Genomic DNA, 16,748 nt, shown 5'->3' with positions numbered 1-16,748 from the left:
CGCGTCGCTGTTGATGTCACAATGCTCCGGGACCCGGCGACGTTGTTGGCCAGCTGGAAGACGTCAATCCAGACGGCTGACGCGCTGCCCCGACTGGCGTGCCTCAATAAAGGCGTTGGCGATCCTGGCGACGAAGGCTCTGCTGAAGCGTCCGAGGGCATCGCTGCCAGGTTCAATGTACCAGGAGCGCTCGACGATATCATAATTGTACTCGTCGACAACGATCCAGCACTGCTTGAGATCGCCGAGACCAGCGCGCTTGCATTCGATCTCAGGGACATCCAGCGCCGTTCGACCAGCTTGCGGCGGTTGTGTGGTTATCGCCAGCAACGCCAGATGGGTGAGGCGGTCGTCGCTGCGCATGGCGACAACGACACAGGTCGGACGAACCTTGCGGCCTTCGGTCTCGCCGCGCTCGTGCTGCCATGCCCAGAGATAGGGATAGGCGATGACCTGGCCGGGCAAAAATTCACGGCTCATCGTCATAGCCCTCGCCGCGCGCCAGCCGCTCGAATTCGGCAGCGAAGAGCTTCTGGTGCTCCTCCGGCATATCCGCGACATGATAGGCGCGACGCGGATCGCGGCCGGTGCGCATCCGCTCGTAATGTTCGTAGCTCATCAGCACAAAACGCGGCTTGCGGTGCTTTGTGAGCACAACCGGTTCGCGGCTGGCGGCATCGGTGACGTCGCCAACCTGCTTGTTGAGATCGCCTGTCGTGAATTGCCGCATGGCCATGTCTCCGTGGTGATTTCCATAATATCCAGATTTCCTATATTTGCAAGAAACGCTATCTGCGGATGACGCGAGCGAATTGTCGACGTGGGACGAACCCGACGCCGCGCGGGGGTCGGGTTCGTCGAAATGATGATGGCATAGCGCTCCGGAACGGATCCGGGGAAGACGGCGCTCACGCGCCGTCTCCCGAGAACTCCCAGACCGGGATGCCGAGCCGGCGCGCCTTGTCGCGGAGGTTCGCCTGGATGCCGCCGCCGGGGAAGACGACGACGCCGATCGGCATCACTTCGAGCAGATCGTCGTTGCGCTTGAACGGCGCTTGCTTGCGGGGATATTTGACGAAGTTGGGCGGGAACGGCACGACGGTGACGTTGCGGGTGCTCGCCCATTTGTCGGCGATCAGATCCGCGCCGGTCTTCGCGCCGCCATGCAAGAGAACCATGTCCTCGTACTTGGCGTGGATCTGGTCGAGCTTGTCCCAGATCAGATTGTGGTCGTTGAAGTCGAGCCCGCCCGTGAGCGCGATTTTCGGGCCGTTGGGAAGCAGGATCTCGGTTTCGGCCCGTCTGCGGGCGGCGAGGAAGTCGCGGCTGTCGATCACCGCGGAGGTGAGATTGCGGTGGTTCACTTTGGAGCCGGAGCGGGGTCGCCAGGCCGAGCCGGTCTGCGCCTCGTAGAGGTCGGCGGCTTCGTCGCGCATGATTTCGAGGACGTTGCGGCGCTCGATGTAGGTGATGCCTTCGGCCGTCAGCCGTTCCAGTTCCACCGACTTCACCTCCGAGCCGTCCTGTTCGCGCTGGCTGGACCGTTGTGCCTCCTCGTTACGGTCGAGGCTGCGGGTGACGCGTTCGGCCGCGCGGTGGAAGACGTTGGCGAAGGACCAGAGCAGGTCGTCGAGGTCGGGTTCGAGCCTGGTGTCGCCCAGCATGCCAGCGAAGGTTTCGACGATCCCGGCCAATCCGGTGCGGATCACCTCGTCGTCGGGCAAGGGTCTGGGATCGGGCTCGTCCTGATGTGGACGATGGCCGTACATCTGGAGTTCGAGGATGACGCGGTCGGTCGGCGAGGAAGCGTGGTAGGGCTCGTAGGCGTCATCGAAGGGAAGCTCGTAGGTCATGGCGTGTCTCCGTTGGTTGTGGCCGCGCCCATCGCGGCCTGACAGCGCATCCCGGCCGCGCCCGGGGCGCGGCCGCACCGCAGGCCGGAGCGCAGCGGAGGACGGCGCAGCCGTTGCGGCCGTGGCCCGGGGGTGGCAGGGATCGCCTCTCAGGCAGGCCGCGGGCGCGGCCTCTCCGATGGAACCCTGCCGTGCCTGCGCGCCTTGCCGTGACGCCGCGGCCCTGCCCGCCTACCGGCCCGAACCGGTCATCCGGACGGCAGGAAGCAGCGGGCATCCTCCGGAACGAGCTGATCGGCGAGCCACGCCGCGAGCTGGTTCGGCCCGAGTTGGCGCAGATCGTCGTTGAAATCCCCGAGCTGCGGGCGCAGCACCATGCTCAGGATCCCGGCCTCACCTGCGCGCTGGCTGAGACGCCGGATGCCGTGTCGGCCGGCGGCATCCGCATCGGCCGCAATGTAGAGGCGACGGCAGCCGGCCGGAAAGCTCAGGCTGGAGAGGTGGCTGGCCGAAGTGGCGGCGGCCACCGGCAGCGCCGGCATCACGGTGCGCAGCGAGGCCATCGTCTCGAAACCCTCGCCGGCGGCCATGACCGGGATGGGCGCACCGGGTCGAAGGCCGAGCCAGATGCCGTTGCCCAGCAGGTGACCGAGAGAGCGGCGGGGATCCTCGAGATGCGCCTTCCCTGCGCCCGCTCGGTCGAGCCATGTGCGCTGGATGCCTGTGACGCGCCCGTCGAGATCGGTCACGGCTGCGATCAACGCCGGGAAGGCGGACATCTGGCCTGTCACGAGATCGCGATAGAAGCAGTCCGGATGGAAACGCAGGGCGCGCTCGCGCGTGGGCAAGAGAATGCCGCGCGCAGCGAGATAGCGTTCGGCAAGCGTGCCGGCCAGCGGCTTCGACATGGCGAACAGCCGGCGCGCGGCGTCGGCAGAGCCGCGTTGCGCGGCCGGATGGCGCTGCGCGCCAGGGGAAGGAGCAGCAGGTTCCGGATGCGGTTCGTTCAGGAACCGGCGGGCCTCGTCGGCGACGTCGCGGAATTCGACGAGGCCGCAACTGAGCTCGATCACGTCAAGCAGGTCACCATATTCACCGGTGGCCTCATCGACCCACTTTCCGGCCGGGCCCTTCGGGCTGTCCTTCAGGCGGACATGCATAGACCGCCCGCTTGCATTGCGGACGTCGCCGACAATCCAGTGATTGCCCGAGCGACGTCCATTGGAGAGGTATGCACGGCATACCGCCTCGGCATATTGGCCGAGTCGGCGCGCCAGGTCCGAGGCGGACGACATGAGTGTCCTCCTCTCTCAGATGCCGGCGACATCGATCAGGCGATGGCGCTGCAGGAGCCTGGCGAGGATGGCGGGTCCCTCCTCGGTGGTCGGAACGAAGAAGCGCAGCTTCCAGTTGATCAGCTCGGAGAACAGGCCGATCGATTTGAGCCAGTCGCGCATGTCGGGGGTGAACCCGGCCAGCTCGACACGGTAGTCGTTCATCACACGGACCCGGCGTAGCGTCATGTCGCCGGCAAGGCCGATGATCGAGGATCCGTTGAGCACTGCTTTCCAGGCCTGGTCGGCGCCGATGATCTGCGTCTGATCGATTCCGAAATTGCGGCACAGCCGCGATAGCTCCGATGGTGCGATCAACCGGCCGACGATCGGCCCGCCACCGTCGATTTCCAGGCGGAAGACCTTGCAGTGGTCGCGTGGCAGCAGCTTCCAGATCGGCAGAAGCAAACCGGTCACGATGTGCAGCGTCGAGGTCGTGAACGCGGGGATCGTCGTCAGCTCGGCCTCCCAAGCCTCGGCGAAGACCTGCTTGTCGGCCTCTTCCCAGTTCGTCTCCTTGAGCTGGTTTGCTTCGAAACGGACATCGCCCATCGGCCTGTAGAGGGAAACGCGCGGCACCACGGCCCCGTCTTCGAGCATGATCGAGCGGGTCGGGATCATCACCGCGGCCCGCCTGGACTTCGCATTGACCATGAAGGTGGCGCGGGGATCGAAGGCAGCCATCGACAAGGCCTCCTTGAGCGTCGTCGGCCGGTTTCGGACGAGGCGCTCGATGGTCAAAAGGTGCGACTGCGCGCCGGTCGCCGGATGGGTGTGGATCAGGCGCCGTTCCTTGACCGTCATGCTTTCGGCCGACAGGGTTTCAAGACCCTGGTCGTAGATGCCGGCGGCGATCGCGCCCTCGATGCGCGCGGCGAGCAGCTGCTCGAAGGATTCGAACAACAGGTTCTGCATGGAGATCGTCAGTGCCAGCATGCGGTTGAGGAAGGTGTGCATTGGCGGCAGTTCGTCGCGCAATCCGCCTTCCTCGGTGGTCAGCGACAGGCCGGTGATCGCCTCGAACCGCGTCAGCGAACAGCCGTCGATCTTGCCTTGATGGAGCAGGCCATAGAATTGGCGCAGCGCATCATGGGCATATTGCGATTCCAGATTGTCCTCGGCGCGGAACATGCCCTGCCCGCCGGTCTGCCGCTGTCCGCGGGTGATCGCACCGAGCGTGTCGAGACGGCGCGCGATCGTCGACAGGAACCGCCGTTCAGCCTTCACATTGGTCGCGATCATGCGGAACCATGGCGGTTGTTTCTGATTGGTGCGATGGGAGCGGCCGAGACCCTGGATGGCGACATAGGCGCGGAAACCTGCCTCCAGCAGATTGTGCCGCCGGCGGCGCTGATTCCTGGCACCAAGATCGGCATGGTAGGAGCGCCCCGTACCGCCGGCATCGCTGAAGACAAGAATGCCCTTCTCGTCGTCCTGGAAGGCGCGCGCCTCGTCGAGATTGGAGCTTCCAGGCCGGTTCTCGACAGCGAAGCGGGCGATCGACCCGCTGTCGGCTCGCCGGACGATACGGCGTGACCGTCCGGTGATCTCGGCAACGCGGTCGGTGCCAAATGTCTGGACGATCTGGTCCAGGGCCGTGGGGACGGCTGGCAGGCTGCCGAGCCTTTCCACCAGGTCGTCGCGCCGCCGCTCCGCATCGCGGCAGATGACCGGATTGCCGGCGTCATCGTAGACAGGCCGCGAGAAGACGTCGCCTTTCTCGTCGGAATATTCCTCGAAAAGCTGCACCGGAAACGAGTGCATCAAATAGTCGATGACATATTCGCGCGGCGTCACGTCGACCTGGATGTCGGCCCATTCCTCGGTCGGGATCTGGGCGAGCCGGCGTTCGGTCAGCGCCGCCCCGGTGGACACGATCTGGATGACGGAGGCCAGGCCTTCGTCCAGATCGCGATTGGTCGCTGCGATCAGGGCCGGCGTCTTCATGGAGGTCAGCAGGTGATTGAAGAAGCGCTGCTTGGAGCTTTCGAAGGCCGAGCGCGCTGCCGCCTTGGCCTGCTTGTTGCGCGTCCCGTCCTTGCTGGTGATCCCGGCCGCTTCGAGCGCGGCGTCGAGATGGGTATGGATCACCTGGAAGGCCTCGGCGTAGGAATCGTAGATGCGGATCTGGTCCGGCGTCAGCTCGTGTTCGAGAATGTCGTATTCGACGCCTTCGAACGAAAGGGATCGCGCCGCGTAGAGGCCCATCGCCTTGAGGTCGCGGGCGAGCACCTCCATGGCGGCGACGCCGCCATCCTCGACTGCGGAGATAAACTCCGATCGCGTCACGAAGGGGAGATCGGTGCTTCCCCACAGGCCGAGCCGCTCGGCATAGCCGAGGGATTCCACATCTGCTGCGCCGGTGGCGGAATCATAGACGATGCGGGCATCGGGAAGGGCGCGCTGGAGCCGAAGACCCGCCCTGCCCTGCTGCGAGGGCGCCTTTGCGCCATGATCGGATTTGCCGCCGACTGCATTAGCCAGCGCGTGGCCCTCGTCGAAGACGATCACGCCATCGAAGATGTGCGGTTCGTCGGTCGGATAAAGGTCCGGTTCATCGGCGCCGGTGAGCCAGTCGACGATCTGCTGGACGCGCGACCGTTTGCCCTCGCGCTCGTCGGTCCGCAAGGTCGCGAAGGTGGTGAAGAGGATGCCTTCCTTCAGCTTGATCGGCTTGCCCTGCCGGAACCGGGAGAGCGGCGTGATCAGCAGCTTCTCCTGGCCGAGCGCGCTCCAGTCACGCTGGGCGTCCTCGATCAGCTTGTCGGATTTGGAGATCCAGACATGGCGGCGGCGTCCCTTCAGCCAGTTGTCGAGCAGAATGCCGGCGATCTGGCGGCCCTTGCCGACGCCGGTGCCGTCGCCGAGGAACCAGCCGCGCCGGAACCGGACCGCGCCTTCGGCATCGGGGGCGACAGTCTTGAGATTGTCGAAGGTCGCGTCGGTACTCCAGTGGCCGGCGAGATGGCCGGAGTGTGCTTCGCCGGCATAGATGACGCTTTCGAGCTGGGCGTCGGACAGGTCGCCATTGGCGACGATGCGCTTGGGCAGATGCGGGCGATAGCTGGGCTTCGGCGGCGCGACCGAGGCCATGGCGACAGACTCGACCAGCTTGTCGGGATGGGGTTTTGCGCCGGGGATGTGGATCGACTGAACCCGGTATGGCTCGTAGATACCGTCGGCCGCGGCGATGGGATCGACTGCGGGCGCATCGCGCAATTCGTAGAAGAGTTCGACGATGTCATCTTCGGAGGGGGCAGGAGCTGCGCGGGGCGCGAGGGGGCGCGGCTTGCTGGCGTGCTCAGTTCGCCGGCTGGACGGAGTGGTGACCGCTGCCGGTCGCCGCGCGTCGGCCGCCTTGCGGGCGGCCATCTTCGCCGCAACGCCGCGCAGGACACCGTTCGCCAGCGCACCGATCGACGTCGGTGACGTCGACGGGGAGCGCGGTGGGAGATCGCCGATCCAGCTGAGCAGGGTCGGCAGGTCCGGCGCGGTGCCCCTCGAGGCGGCCAGCGTCTTCGGATCGCCGGCGGCGATCTTGTCGATGACGGTGAGCCGTGTCTCGACAGTCGTGCCGTGCCGTGCATAGACACTGCCGTCGATCGCCGCGCTGAACAGAACCGTGCCCTGTTCCTGCAGGCGCTCGAAGGCGGTGCGCCATCTGGGATTGTCGGAAGACAGGCCCGAGCCGGTGATGGCGACCAGGCGGCCGCCGGGCGCAAGACGCGCGAAGGCAGAGGTGAGATGGCGCCATGCGGCGTCGGCCACGACGCCCTCGACATGGATGCCCGCCGAGAACGGTGGGTTCATCAGCACGACGGTCGGACGGACCCTCCGATCGAGATAGTCATCGATATGGGCGGCATCGTGCCGCGTCACCGTCGCGCGGGCGAACAGGTCCGCGAGAAGCGCGCGGCGAACCGGCGCATATTCGTTGAGGGAAAGACTTGCGCGGGCGAGTTCGGCCCATATTGCCAAAAGCCCGGTGCCGGCGGAGGGTTCGAACACGACATCGTCGGCTATGATGCCGGCGGCGCGGGACGCGACGAAGGCAAGCGGCATCGGGGTCGACAGCTGCTGGAGCGCCTGGCTTTCCTCGGAACGGCGCGTGTGGGTCGGCACATGCCCGGCGACCTTCGTCAGCATGGCGAGCGCCGCCTGCCGGGTTTGTGCCTGTGCGGTGATGGCGGCGCCGAACTTGCGAAGGAACAGGACCTGAGCCACCTCTGTCGCCTCATAGGCGTCCTTCCAGCTCCAGTGGCCCTGGGCGTCGGTGCCGCCGAGGGCTTCGGTCATCGTGCTGCGCAGGGTGGCGGCTCCGATCGGCTGGCCACGCTCCAGATAGTAAACGAGACGGCCTGCGGCCGCGAGAATCGCGGCGGCGCGCTGCGCCGGGTCATGGTTGGGCGTAGCGAGAGGGCCGGCCGCGGCGGCGGCCGATGTGGTCGTGACGATGTTCATGGGAGATCCTTGTCGTGAGGGGGAAGCTCCGGCGGCGCTCTCTCCGCGCCCCGGGCCACCCGCCTCCCGGCCCCCCTCTCCCTCTCGCACCGCCGAACCGCCGATTGCGGTTCCAGCGCGGGCGACGCTGGCGACATATCGGCCTGACGACCTTGCGGCCGTCAGCGAACCGACGCCATGACGGTCAGCATCTTTCTGCCAATCCCGGCTCCGAAGACCGCTTCCCAGGACATCGGCGGGGCTTCGGAGACTTCATTGATCGTTCACCAGGCGATTTCCCTAATCGTCGCCCGTCCGCGCCCCGTTGTCTTGCTCGATCAGCTCCCCGGCATCGTCCGGCAGCCAGCCCATGCACTCGGGAAAGCTACCGTCGTTCCCCAGCGCCTTGGCTTCTGCCACGATCTTGTCTGGCGGTACGGTCTCTTCGGAAAGCGTGCCTATTCGCCCCAGCCAGTCGCCCTCATCGATCTGATAGCCCATCTCGCCGAGGGACTTGTGGTCGAGGGGTTCATCTTCGGGGTGCATGATTGTCACACTGATTACCGTCTTCATGATCTTCATGATCCAATTACCCCCTGAAGCTCGCAGCGCGTCACACAATATTCAGCGCTGGCATTGGGAGTGTCGTCTTGCTCCCACACCAGATCGAGGTCCGTGCGGGACCGCTCATGGGCCAGCATGATCGCAGTTGCTCGGTTCTCCGTTTCGATCAGCATCGTGCAGCTTTCGGTGATGTTGCGAGTGACAATCACGTCAAAGACTTTCGCCATTACGCGTCCTCCATTCTGGCGATGACTGCTCGTGCCCGAGGGCCATCGGGAATGCGCTGCCAGTAGACCACGTCATGCACGTCGTTCACGCAGCGGGTGATCTCGACATAGACCTTGTGCCCGCCGATCCCGTCCGGCCGGGTGCGGTACACCTTGCTGCTGTCCGTAACGCGCTTGAAACCTTCCATTTTGCGCAACATCAGGCTTCCTCCACGCGAATATGGAAGGACGTGTCGTCATCCAGTGACAGCTCGATCAGATGACCGGCGCCGGTGCCGGAAGTCCTGATGCTCTGGATCCAGGCGGCGGTCTTGTGGACTTCGCTGATGACATGCGCCGGGCAGTCGTCGGGGTGGGGGAATGCCTCATCGCACTTGAGCATATGTGTCTCAATCAACTCCGACAGCATGGCCGCTATCGTCGCGGCCGAGGTTTTCGGCGAGCCTGGCACCAGCTGGTCGCCATCGGGGCTGAACCGGCGGGCGGCCTCATCCAGGCGGCCGGCGGCTTCTATTGCCTGGACAACGGTGGCGGCGTCGAAGCTTTCGAGATGGTCGCCGTCGTCGAGGTGGAGGCCGATCAGCCAGCGATCGGGGTGGGCGGCGTCGATGACATAGCTGTCTCCCAGACGATGATCGGTTCCCGTGCTGTCGGTGACCAGGATGTGGTATCCGTCGACGGCAGCGCGTCGCCATGCGGTGCAACCGCCACCGGTATGATGAAGGTCGAAGCCCGCCGCCTTGAACAGCCTGCCTTCGTCGGTGCTTTCGGCGGCGGTTGTGAGCTTATCGAACCATTCGAATGACTGGCTCATAGTCGTGTCCTTTCGCCCGGAATGCGATTGAAATGCTCGGCTGCCTGATCGAAGGTGGCGTAGCGGCTGCCGTGGATCGCACCATCGATTTCGCAGCGGACGGCGAAACAGCCATTGTCCCAGCGCAGCATGGAACCGGCGATGGCCCAGCCCGCGGTGACTGCGACCAAGCGGACGGTTGTCCGGCCCCAGCCCAGTTTCGTGTCCAGGACCGTTTCGGCCGGTCTCCGTTCGTCGGCGGATATGTCTCCATACTCGGCCAGTAGCACCTCCCCGGCGGGATGGCGCGGTCGAGGACATGCACGTCGGGAACGTTGTTCTTCATAGCGGTTTCTCCTTTGATGGTGAGTGTGACCCGGCAGAGCGCGCCGGCATCGTCATGACGACGCCAGCACGTTGTCGGCGGCGGGTTGATCCGGATCGCGTTGCTCGTGGATAATGGCGCGCGCCTTCTCGACCGCCGCCGTCGCTTTCGGCAGCCAACGGTCGAATTCCGCGGCGGGCAGACCGGTCGGCTGGGCGATATGGGCGAGCTGTGCGAGAAGCTCGTGAAAGTGGCTGATCATGCGGTGTGCCGTTTCGTCGAAATGCGACGGCACGTCGACTTCCTCGCCTTCATAGGCGGCGTCCCGGCCTTTCCAGATGCCGGTGACATAGGTGGGGCCGGCGCATTCGTAGTCAGGCAATTCGCCAGACCAGTCTTCATCCTCGATGGCGAGACGGCAGGCCTGCTCGGGCGTCGCGGCTTCGTAGGTGCCCTGTCGGTAGTACGGCATGCGGTAGGTCGTCTCGATGGTGAAGGTGGGCATGGGTTTTCTCCTGTTTTGAACCGACAAAGCCCGGCGCAAGCGCCGGCCGGGAGTGGACATCAGTGCTGTTGTCTATGGGAGCGGCCATGTGCGGACGGCTCACTCCTCGTCCAACGATCGTCGGCTACGCGCTCCACTTGATCCCGCGCCACCAGGCGATGCGGTCTGCGCGGGTCGCATTGGCCAGCCGGTGGAGCAGGTGGCCGTGACAGGGTTTTGGTGCGCAGAAGCAGACAAGGTCGCGGCCGCGCAACTCGTCCAGCGCGCGCAACAGGTCATGCTGATCGGCGAGCCAGCGCTCGTATCTGGCGATGACCGTCGCCCGGTCGCCGTCGCGGCCGATGATGAAGCGATTGCCCCATTTCGATCCGCGGCCGATATATTCGGCACCGGTCGGAATCACGTCGACATGCTTGTTGAGAACTTTGCACATCGGCTCGGTTCCTGTGCTTTCCGACACGATCACCAGTCGTAGATCGGAAGGTCTTGGATCAGCGGAGCGGTGCTGTCGAATTTGATCCACAGGCAAACGCGCGAGAGTGCGTAGTCGAGCAGGGTTGCGAGCGGACCACGGTGCTCCGTCCTGGCGTAAACGATCCAGCCGTGCTCGAACGGGATGACAATGCCCTTGCCGGAGTCGAGAAAGCTGCGGGCTTGCTCGTCGAGATGGGCAGTGCTCATGACCAGCATTGGCTCAATGTGCTCGCGATCGGGGAACAGCCGCGAAACGCTGTTCGGTTCGTCCGGAAGGTCGAGCCATCCTTCCGGCAGCTCGATTTCCTTCGGCCAGGCGTCATCGGGAAACTTCTGTTCGGGCACATAGGCCCAGTCGAAAAGGACCGGGTCGGTATCGTCATGAATACCGCTGGCGGTCAGAAGACAGTTCAGGCCATCGCAGGCCTCGGCCCATGATCCGGCGCGGATGACAAGATCGACAGTGGCGATGTGGGCTTTCATGACAGGCTCCGTCGTTGATGGTCGGGGTCGACGGTGTCGGACTCCCTTTCCGGCCCCCGACACCAGCCCCATCCGGCCCGCCTCTGCCTCTCTGGCCGCGGCCTTCGCGCCGAGCCGCAGCACAGGCGGGCGCGACATCAATCGCCTCACGTCGTGTGGCCGCCCCGATCGGTGCGGTGGCGGAGCCTGCCACGATGGTCATTTTTCGATCTCTCGGGCCGACCGGATCATGTACATGAAGGTGTGGTACGCTCCGAAAAGCCGCTCCTCATCGAGATCGGCGATGAATTCGTCGAGATCGCCCGTGGTCTCTTCCTCTGGAAGCGACATGGCTGACATTTGCCGGACGAACGCCTGCATGGCAGCGAAGCGCTTTTTATCGGCACGTCGCAGGGCCTGGCCTTCGCGTTCCGTGTCGACGGTGATGTCGGTTCTGGAGATGCGCAGGTTCACCGGCTCCTCGTGCTCGGGATCGTATGCGTGGACGACAAGATTGCCGTCCTGGATTTCGAGCCAGAGCTGACGTTCGGTCCTGTCGGGACAGGTCGCCTCGATACGGTAGCTTGTCGCCGTCGCCTCCTTCACCAGGACGTCCCACGGTCTTGCGTCGATGTCGGATGATATCTCTTCATGCAATCGCCAGTCGTGCATGATCATCGTAATTCTCCTGATTGGATGCGGTTGGGGGTCGCTCGCGCGGGCCCGGAAAAAGCGAAAGCCCGGCAGGCCGGGCTTCGATTCGTCGTTCTGGAAGGTGGCGGGTCTGACGTAGAGTCAGATTCGCTGAAGGTTGGAAGACTGGTTGATCATGTCGTCGAGCCAGTCGGCAGCGGCGCGCGCGGTCTCCGCGAATGGTGTAGCGCGAGCGCGCGAGCGGACCGGCCTGACGGACTTTTACGGGAATCGACCAACCGATATCGACAAGGCCTGTGGCGAGCGGCTTGCCGTCTTCCCGCATCTTGGCGCCGAGCTCGTTGAGCAGTCCCGCGGCGATATGGGACGGGAAGTCGCCGATCAGCAGAAGCTCCGGGAGACCACGATCGGCATTGCCGATCGTGTAGATAAAGCCGGGATCGGATCCATCGCCGAACACCTGGGACAGGTGTTGTCCGTAGGACTCGATGTTCTGCTTCACTTCGCGTGTGCGGCCTGGAATGGTCATGGGGTTCTCCTTCAGTTGGGATGGTTCCGACATTTTGTCGAGATAAGATGTCCGCTCATCTTCCGATCGGCGGCGGCTAGGTGATCAGGATGCTCCTGGGGCGCACGGCATCAGCCGGGCGAATGCGACCGACGACGGAGACCTCGTCGGCATTGGCCTCGAAGAGCATCAGGATGCGGTCCCCGACGGCGACACATTCGTTGATCCAATGCCGGTCGCTATCGCGGTATCTTCGAGCGCGATCGGCCGGCATGTAGACTATGGTGAAGTGCGACAGCGTTTCGCCGGTCGGCGCCTTGTAGAAATATTCCGTCACCTCGATCACGACGCCTCCGGTGCGGTAGGAGGTCGCGATCGTGTCTCCGGGGCGCACGAGGTCGGCGACAGTCGGCGCGCCGGGCAACGTGCGCCGGTATTGGAGGCGATCGGGGACGCCGAGATTGGCCGTATAGGTCGAGCGCGCTTCGTAGCCGTGTGCGGTCGCGGCCGTTTGCTTCCTACGAGGGGTCCGCATTGTTGCTGCCTCCCCTTCTGGTGCGCCGGGCAAGGACGGCCGGCATCCTGGCATCGATTTCCTCGTCGGTCAGGTGGTCGAGCAGTTTGAAGACGGCAGCACCGCGATCACCGATGACGATCTTGCGCTTGCCGTAGCAGTCTTCGGGCCACGCGTTCGAATCGGTGTCACCGGCGATCCCGCGGAAGTCCGGATGGGTGGCGTTCCAGATTGCTTCGAGCTTCTCCTCGCGCGTCATGCTGTCGGCCGCGCCCGTCTCGTGGGCGATGATGGCCGCCCGCATCGCGTCCGGACTGTGCCTGTCGGTCAGATTGCAGAATCCGTGGAACCAGCGTTCGCGGCCGCGAATCGTGATCGAGAAAAAGACGCTGGTGACGTTGCCGGCTCGGTATTCGGACATGCCGAACATGCCGGTCCTCTGGAACAGCGGTGGGAGGAGCGCGAGCATCAAGTGGTAGCCGGCGGCCTCTATCTCGAACCATTCGCCTGCATAGGGCTTGCCGGAGAGTGGGTCGAAGTGGGGGTCGTCCTTGTGATGGTCGAACAGTCGGAACATCTGCTCGCGCGAGGCGATGCCGTCGAGGACCTTGCGGAAAGGTGGATGTGCATTCATCGAGGTTACTCCTGGGCGCGGTTCAACCGCGCGCGGCGTGAACCGCGTCGTTGCAACCGCGTGGCTTTGTTGAGGATGTTGGCCCGAAGGCAGACGAAGGTTGGCTATTCAGGGCAAGGAACGCGTGTCGCGCGCGTTGCCGTCCCCTCTCAGGCGATCGGCCATGATCAGAAAACGGGCGCGATCGGCCTCGCTGCGTTTGACGCGGAAGTTGTCGTCGACGACGCCATTGACGCGCGCCCACTGGTTCCAGGCAAAGCTTCGGCCGAGCCCGACGGTGGTGTTCGAACTGGGGAACCTGTCGGCGTTGCGGACCAGTTCGTCCCACGGGCCGCCAAACTGGAATTCGTCGAAACGGCTGTGCCGGCCGGTGAGCGCATTGCGCTCCAGAAAGAGGGCGCGCTCGAGCAGGTCCGGCTGGTGAGCCGCGAGCCAGAACAACTCCCATAGCTTCGTGGCCGGACAGAAGAAACATGCCGATTTGACCGGCACATGGTCGGGGCCGAGCACTTCGGTGATGATGTCGACGCAGTCCTTGCGTGCCAAACCGAGGATCTGCAGGGGGTACTCGTAGTCGAAGTCGGCATCGGCTTCGGGCAGGTTGCGCGACCGGCGAATGTCCGCGGGGCTGCAATCGTACCCGATCAACTTGACGATGCGCTGGCCGGTCCGCTGGGCTTCGAGCCAGATCGGATGGGGCGCGCCAGCATTGGGGCCGGACCTGGCGCCCTTGATGCCGGTATCCTGCGGCTTCTGCTTCCATTTGATGCTGCAGGATTTCATGCCGAAAGCGAGGCTCGGAAGCGTCTCGTTCGCGATGCAGTTTCCGTAGAGGTCGTCATAGCCCGTGCCGGGAAGTGTCTTCTTTCGGCACAGGATGATCGACGGCCAATCCCATCGCGCGAGGACGCGCGTCATCTGGTCGAGGTGATCGAGGGTCAGCTGCTTTTCCGCGTTGAGATCGGCGAACGTGATGATGTGGGGACGCAAGCCAGCAAGTTTCAGGGCAACCAGCATGGCGGTTGAATCGACCCCGCGCCGTAGCAGACGGCGAGAAGCCGGCCGGTGAGCCTAGCGCGCAACTGGTGACGACGTCGGTGGGTGAGCGGCATTGAAGGCTCCGTCGCTGAACATGGGAACGACGATGCCGCATGCTTACGCACTCCGGCATCGACCCCCGCCTTTGCCTCCGGGGCGCGCGCAAGCGCGACGGCCGCTGTCGACGGTCAGGGCAGAAAGCTGGGGAGGTTGATGGGGGAAGAGATCGGTGAAAATCGATCTGGCAATCTAATCAGCCAAAACGACGGCCGGTCTCGGTGAAGGTGTAGTTGTTGGCGCGGATCGCGTCGTCGACCGACTCGTCCGAGGTCAGATAGTCGTACTCGTGCTCCAGCTGCCGATAGAGCCAACGGGCAAGATCGCGCAACGCCTCTGCCAGCGTTTCCTCGGCGTCGGTCGTCATATCCTGCCATGTCGGACTGTCGCGTTCGACGGAGATCGTCATGCAATATTCATGGTAGTAGCGATCGCGGTGCGTGATCGTGGCCTTGAGCTGGTAGAAGTTGGGGCGCTGGACGGCTGCCAGCACATCTGCGATCCGATGCAATTCGGCATGACGGGGCTCGCGAACGAGCGGCTTGTCGAAGGAAACGGGATTGAGACTCATAGCGTCAGTCCTTTTGCCAAGCGAACGGCGTGGCCCTCGCCGACATCGTCGATGTCGACGGCGCCATAGGTGTCGAGCAGCGCGAGGGCAGCTGCGACGCGCGACCGGTCGATCGACAGATATTCGGCGAGATCGGACACCGCTGCACCCTGAGGCGATAGTGGCGTCAGCACCTCCAGGATCCTCCCGGCATCGGCGAATGCTGGTTCGCGAATGAAGGCCCGCACAGCCCTCATTCCGACGGGAATGCTTTGCTCCGACCGGACAACGCCTTTCAGCGATTGCAACATCGCCGGCGCCAGGGCGAACAGTCGAGCGCTCGCCTCGCGTTCTGGATCGGCAAAAGGCAGGTTTGGATCTGGCGAGCCCATGGCGCGACGGGCGTCTTCAAGTGAGGATGGGCCGCTTTTGTGATTGGCCATGATGATTTCCTTTCATGTCGGCGATCTGGTGGATGGTTTTGATCAAGGTCGCCGCACCGGTGCGCCCGGCGCAGTGTTGGACAGCGGTTCAGGCGGCGCGAACGCTGGGCTCGGACTGGCCGACCTGGCCGACGCCGGTGATGGCGTGGACAGCGGCGGCGAGCGCGGGGATATCGTCGAGCTTGTCCAGGTCGAGGAAATGGTTGCGGCCGCCGGTATAGTCGCGGCGACCCTTGCAGCTGCGGATCAGGATTCCGTGATGCGAGGTCAGGGCGAACTGGCCCACCTGGATATAGGCGCCGTCGTGATGCAGGGTGACTTCACCGCTGACAGCGATGCCCGCCCTGTTCGATCGGATGTCGTAGGATCCGGTTGGGAGATGGAGTTCAGCCGCCAGCTTCTTCAGGCGAGAACGGGCAGTGGCGTGGAACCGGCGCTTCTGCGCATCGTCATATGAACAGGATTTGTTCCAGTCGAACATTTGCATGCTCCTCAAAATGCCGGCGGCCAGAACGCCTTGTGGCAACGGACCGCGCGGTTGAAGGGATGCGGCTCAATCGCCGCTTGGGAGGTCGAAGTTCTCTTCTTCGGCAGCGAGACCGCCGAGATGGGCGATCAGGCCGTCGGAGAGGTTGTTCGCGTCGAGCCAGCGGCTGATCAGGAGGAGCCGCGTAAAACTGTCCCAGCCCGCATTGCCGGCGATAGTCTCGATTTCGGAATGGGTCTGATTGATCATCGCGACCATCCGCCTTCGACCGACACCGCGGCAATCTCATCGGCTGTGACGGGATCGAAGATCGCGGTTGGGACGGGGTGTCGAGCGAGCCATGCGACCGCCGCGCCCTCATCTTCACCGAGATGCAGCAGCTCGGCATTGTCTCCATCCCGGGCGAGGATGCGAACCGAGCCCACCGGTGGGAATTCGAGGACTTCGAAGTGCATGGCTGCAGTGGATGGTTCGCCAAGCGCGTAGGTGAACCCGACCGCGCCGCGCTCGCCGAAATCGGCGGTTCGGATCGTGATGCTCGCAGGGTGCGCGAGAGGCGAGCAATGCGGCGGCGGATCTTTTCTGGCAAGCCGTCCGATACCGTTGAAGAGCCGCCAAACGGCAAGGTCGCCCTGCCGATCGGCAGGCGGCTCGGGAATGTGGTCGCTGAACCGGATCAGGGTTCCGATCGGGAGGTCGTAAACGAGGCTCCCAGAGATCGTCCGGACCGTGCCGGTAAGCCATGCGCGGGTTTCGCAGCCATCGTCGGCGCCATCCAGGAGCAGCGCGGTGTTTGAGGGTCTTGGGATCATGAAATTGTCCTTGGTTGCACGCCTCGGGCGGCGTTGGTGGCAACTGGAAAGGCCCGGCATGACTGCCGGGCCTT

22 protein-coding genes and 1 pseudogene are annotated in these 16,748 nt (G+C 64.2%); all 23 read right to left on the bottom strand.

Annotated elements, in window-relative coordinates:
• Positions 1 to 63: 63 nt before the first annotated feature.
• The 23 genes and pseudogenes from BSQ44_RS25645 to BSQ44_RS25540 all read right to left on the bottom strand — a co-directional run bounded on the left by BSQ44_RS25645 (position 64) and on the right by BSQ44_RS25540 (position 16,734).
• Positions 64 to 480: a hypothetical protein gene (locus BSQ44_RS25645; protein ID WP_072608341.1), complete on the bottom strand. Its 417-nt coding sequence runs from the start codon at positions 478 to 480 to the stop codon at positions 64 to 66.
• A complete protein-coding gene (locus BSQ44_RS25640) occupies positions 470 to 730 on the bottom strand; it encodes a type II toxin-antitoxin system prevent-host-death family antitoxin (protein ID WP_072608425.1) in 261 nt (86 codons plus the stop codon). The genes BSQ44_RS25645 and BSQ44_RS25640 overlap by 11 nt, the downstream gene beginning before the upstream one ends.
• A 178-nt stretch (positions 731 to 908) precedes the next feature.
• A complete protein-coding gene (locus BSQ44_RS25635; protein ID WP_072608340.1) occupies positions 909 to 1,853 on the bottom strand; it encodes a DUF2493 domain-containing protein in 945 nt (314 codons plus the stop codon).
• 248 nt (positions 1,854 to 2,101) lie between these two features.
• Positions 2,102 to 3,148: a DUF7146 domain-containing protein gene (locus BSQ44_RS25630; RefSeq protein ID WP_072608339.1), complete on the bottom strand. Its 1,047-nt coding sequence runs from the start codon at positions 3,146 to 3,148 to the stop codon at positions 2,102 to 2,104.
• A gap of 15 nt (positions 3,149 to 3,163) precedes the next feature.
• A complete protein-coding gene (locus BSQ44_RS25625; protein ID WP_072608338.1) occupies positions 3,164 to 7,648 on the bottom strand; it encodes a strawberry notch-like NTP hydrolase domain-containing protein in 4,485 nt (1,494 codons plus the stop codon).
• Positions 7,649 to 7,927: 279 nt separating this feature from the next.
• Positions 7,928 to 8,209, bottom strand: coding sequence for a hypothetical protein (locus tag BSQ44_RS25620; protein ID WP_072608337.1), 282 nt, complete (start codon positions 8,207 to 8,209; stop codon positions 7,928 to 7,930).
• Positions 8,206 to 8,418 (bottom strand): hypothetical protein, encoded by a 213-nt coding sequence (locus BSQ44_RS25615; protein ID WP_072608336.1) that lies wholly within the window; start codon positions 8,416 to 8,418, stop codon positions 8,206 to 8,208. The genes BSQ44_RS25620 and BSQ44_RS25615 overlap by 4 nt, the downstream gene beginning before the upstream one ends.
• Positions 8,418 to 8,618 (bottom strand): hypothetical protein, encoded by a 201-nt coding sequence (locus BSQ44_RS25610; RefSeq protein WP_072608335.1) that lies wholly within the window; start codon positions 8,616 to 8,618, stop codon positions 8,418 to 8,420. The genes BSQ44_RS25615 and BSQ44_RS25610 overlap by 1 nt, the downstream gene beginning before the upstream one ends.
• Positions 8,618 to 9,232, bottom strand: a complete 615-nt coding sequence (locus BSQ44_RS25605) for a hypothetical protein (protein WP_072608334.1) — start codon at positions 9,230 to 9,232, stop codon at positions 8,618 to 8,620. The genes BSQ44_RS25610 and BSQ44_RS25605 overlap by 1 nt, the downstream gene beginning before the upstream one ends.
• On the bottom strand, positions 9,229 to 9,402 hold the full coding sequence (locus tag BSQ44_RS27105) for a hypothetical protein (protein ID WP_157894702.1): 174 nt from the start codon (positions 9,400 to 9,402) through the stop codon (positions 9,229 to 9,231). The genes BSQ44_RS25605 and BSQ44_RS27105 overlap by 4 nt, the downstream gene beginning before the upstream one ends.
• A gap of 207 nt (positions 9,403 to 9,609) precedes the next feature.
• The gene (locus BSQ44_RS25600) at positions 9,610 to 10,041 is read right to left on the bottom strand and encodes a hypothetical protein (protein WP_072608333.1); all 432 of its coding nucleotides are present in this window, start codon (positions 10,039 to 10,041) and stop codon (positions 9,610 to 9,612) included.
• A 124-nt stretch (positions 10,042 to 10,165) separates the two neighbouring features.
• Entirely contained in the window at positions 10,166 to 10,474 is a 309-nt protein-coding gene (locus BSQ44_RS25595) for a DUF4326 domain-containing protein (protein WP_072608332.1), read from the bottom strand.
• 29 nt (positions 10,475 to 10,503) lie between these two features.
• A complete protein-coding gene (locus BSQ44_RS25590; protein WP_072608331.1) occupies positions 10,504 to 10,998 on the bottom strand; it encodes a DUF5983 family protein in 495 nt (164 codons plus the stop codon).
• 198 nt (positions 10,999 to 11,196) lie between these two features.
• A complete protein-coding gene (locus BSQ44_RS25585; RefSeq protein ID WP_072608330.1) occupies positions 11,197 to 11,655 on the bottom strand; it encodes a hypothetical protein in 459 nt (152 codons plus the stop codon).
• Positions 11,627 to 12,160 carry a DUF4262 domain-containing protein gene (locus tag BSQ44_RS25580; RefSeq protein ID WP_072608329.1) on the bottom strand — a complete coding sequence of 178 codons (534 nt, stop codon included), beginning with the start codon at positions 12,158 to 12,160 and terminating at the stop codon, positions 11,627 to 11,629. Before BSQ44_RS25580 ends, BSQ44_RS25585 begins: the two co-directional genes overlap by 29 nt.
• 76 nt (positions 12,161 to 12,236) lie before the next feature.
• Complete coding sequence (locus BSQ44_RS25575; protein ID WP_072608328.1) at positions 12,237 to 12,674, bottom strand: hypothetical protein; 438 nt, start codon at positions 12,672 to 12,674, stop codon at positions 12,237 to 12,239.
• Positions 12,658 to 13,287 (bottom strand): DUF1419 domain-containing protein, encoded by a 630-nt coding sequence (locus BSQ44_RS25570; RefSeq protein WP_072608327.1) that lies wholly within the window; start codon positions 13,285 to 13,287, stop codon positions 12,658 to 12,660. The genes BSQ44_RS25575 and BSQ44_RS25570 overlap by 17 nt, the downstream gene beginning before the upstream one ends.
• Positions 13,288 to 13,395: 108 nt before the next feature.
• Complete coding sequence (locus BSQ44_RS25565) at positions 13,396 to 14,277, bottom strand: hypothetical protein (protein ID WP_235633473.1); 882 nt, start codon at positions 14,275 to 14,277, stop codon at positions 13,396 to 13,398.
• 301 nt (positions 14,278 to 14,578) lie between these two features.
• A pseudogene (locus BSQ44_RS25560) lies at positions 14,579 to 14,908 on the bottom strand (antitoxin of toxin-antitoxin stability system); the annotation flags it as partial.
• A gap of 41 nt (positions 14,909 to 14,949) precedes the next feature.
• Entirely contained in the window at positions 14,950 to 15,375 is a 426-nt protein-coding gene (locus tag BSQ44_RS25555) for a hypothetical protein (protein ID WP_157894701.1), read from the bottom strand.
• 88 nt (positions 15,376 to 15,463) lie between these two features.
• The gene (locus tag BSQ44_RS25550) at positions 15,464 to 15,856 is read right to left on the bottom strand and encodes a hypothetical protein (protein WP_072608325.1); all 393 of its coding nucleotides are present in this window, start codon (positions 15,854 to 15,856) and stop codon (positions 15,464 to 15,466) included.
• Positions 15,857 to 15,928: 72 nt separating this feature from the next.
• Positions 15,929 to 16,111, bottom strand: a complete 183-nt coding sequence (locus BSQ44_RS25545) for a hypothetical protein (RefSeq protein ID WP_157894700.1) — start codon at positions 16,109 to 16,111, stop codon at positions 15,929 to 15,931.
• On the bottom strand, positions 16,108 to 16,734 hold the full coding sequence (locus BSQ44_RS25540) for a hypothetical protein (protein WP_157894699.1): 627 nt from the start codon (positions 16,732 to 16,734) through the stop codon (positions 16,108 to 16,110). The genes BSQ44_RS25545 and BSQ44_RS25540 overlap by 4 nt, the downstream gene beginning before the upstream one ends.
• Between the last annotated feature and the right edge of the window lie 14 nt (positions 16,735 to 16,748).

The sequence above is a fragment of the Aquibium oceanicum genome (assembly GCF_001889605.1).
GTDB lineage: Bacteria > Pseudomonadota > Alphaproteobacteria > Rhizobiales > Rhizobiaceae > Aquibium > Aquibium oceanicum.
The sequence above is the reverse complement of the archived record's forward strand: the minus strand, read 5'-3'. Positions and strand labels throughout refer to the sequence as shown.

Bases quoted from the DNA above. Each gene is read 5' to 3' on its own strand.
- BSQ44_RS25645 (WP_072608341.1), bottom strand. From the start codon at position 480: ATGAGCCGTGAATTTTTGCCCGGCCAGGTCATCGCCTATCCCTATCTC.
- BSQ44_RS25640 (WP_072608425.1), bottom strand. From the start codon at position 730: ATGCGGCAATTCACGACAGGCGATCTCAACAAGCAGGTTGGCGACGTC.
- BSQ44_RS25635 (WP_072608340.1), bottom strand. From the start codon at position 1,853: ATGACCTACGAGCTTCCCTTCGATGACGCCTACGAGCCCTACCACGCT.
- BSQ44_RS25630 (WP_072608339.1), bottom strand. From the start codon at position 3,148: ATGTCGTCCGCCTCGGACCTGGCGCGCCGACTCGGCCAATATGCCGAG.
- BSQ44_RS25625 (WP_072608338.1), bottom strand. From the start codon at position 7,648: ATGAACATCGTCACGACCACATCGGCCGCCGCCGCGGCCGGCCCTCTC.
- BSQ44_RS25620 (WP_072608337.1), bottom strand. From the start codon at position 8,209: ATGAAGATCATGAAGACGGTAATCAGTGTGACAATCATGCACCCCGAA.
- BSQ44_RS25615 (WP_072608336.1), bottom strand. From the start codon at position 8,418: ATGGCGAAAGTCTTTGACGTGATTGTCACTCGCAACATCACCGAAAGC.
- BSQ44_RS25610 (WP_072608335.1), bottom strand. From the start codon at position 8,618: ATGTTGCGCAAAATGGAAGGTTTCAAGCGCGTTACGGACAGCAGCAAG.
- BSQ44_RS25605 (WP_072608334.1), bottom strand. From the start codon at position 9,232: ATGAGCCAGTCATTCGAATGGTTCGATAAGCTCACAACCGCCGCCGAA.
- BSQ44_RS25600 (WP_072608333.1), bottom strand. From the start codon at position 10,041: ATGCCCACCTTCACCATCGAGACGACCTACCGCATGCCGTACTACCGA.
- BSQ44_RS25595 (WP_072608332.1), bottom strand. From the start codon at position 10,474: ATGTGCAAAGTTCTCAACAAGCATGTCGACGTGATTCCGACCGGTGCC.
- BSQ44_RS25590 (WP_072608331.1), bottom strand. From the start codon at position 10,998: ATGAAAGCCCACATCGCCACTGTCGATCTTGTCATCCGCGCCGGATCA.
- BSQ44_RS25585 (WP_072608330.1), bottom strand. From the start codon at position 11,655: ATGATCATGCACGACTGGCGATTGCATGAAGAGATATCATCCGACATC.
- BSQ44_RS25580 (WP_072608329.1), bottom strand. From the start codon at position 12,160: ATGACCATTCCAGGCCGCACACGCGAAGTGAAGCAGAACATCGAGTCC.
- BSQ44_RS25575 (WP_072608328.1), bottom strand. From the start codon at position 12,674: ATGCGGACCCCTCGTAGGAAGCAAACGGCCGCGACCGCACACGGCTAC.
- BSQ44_RS25570 (WP_072608327.1), bottom strand. From the start codon at position 13,287: ATGAATGCACATCCACCTTTCCGCAAGGTCCTCGACGGCATCGCCTCG.
- BSQ44_RS25555 (WP_157894701.1), bottom strand. From the start codon at position 15,375: ATGGCCAATCACAAAAGCGGCCCATCCTCACTTGAAGACGCCCGTCGC.
- BSQ44_RS25550 (WP_072608325.1), bottom strand. From the start codon at position 15,856: ATGTTCGACTGGAACAAATCCTGTTCATATGACGATGCGCAGAAGCGC.
- BSQ44_RS25545 (WP_157894700.1), bottom strand. From the start codon at position 16,111: ATGATCAATCAGACCCATTCCGAAATCGAGACTATCGCCGGCAATGCG.
- BSQ44_RS25540 (WP_157894699.1), bottom strand. From the start codon at position 16,734: ATGCCGGGCCTTTCCAGTTGCCACCAACGCCGCCCGAGGCGTGCAACC.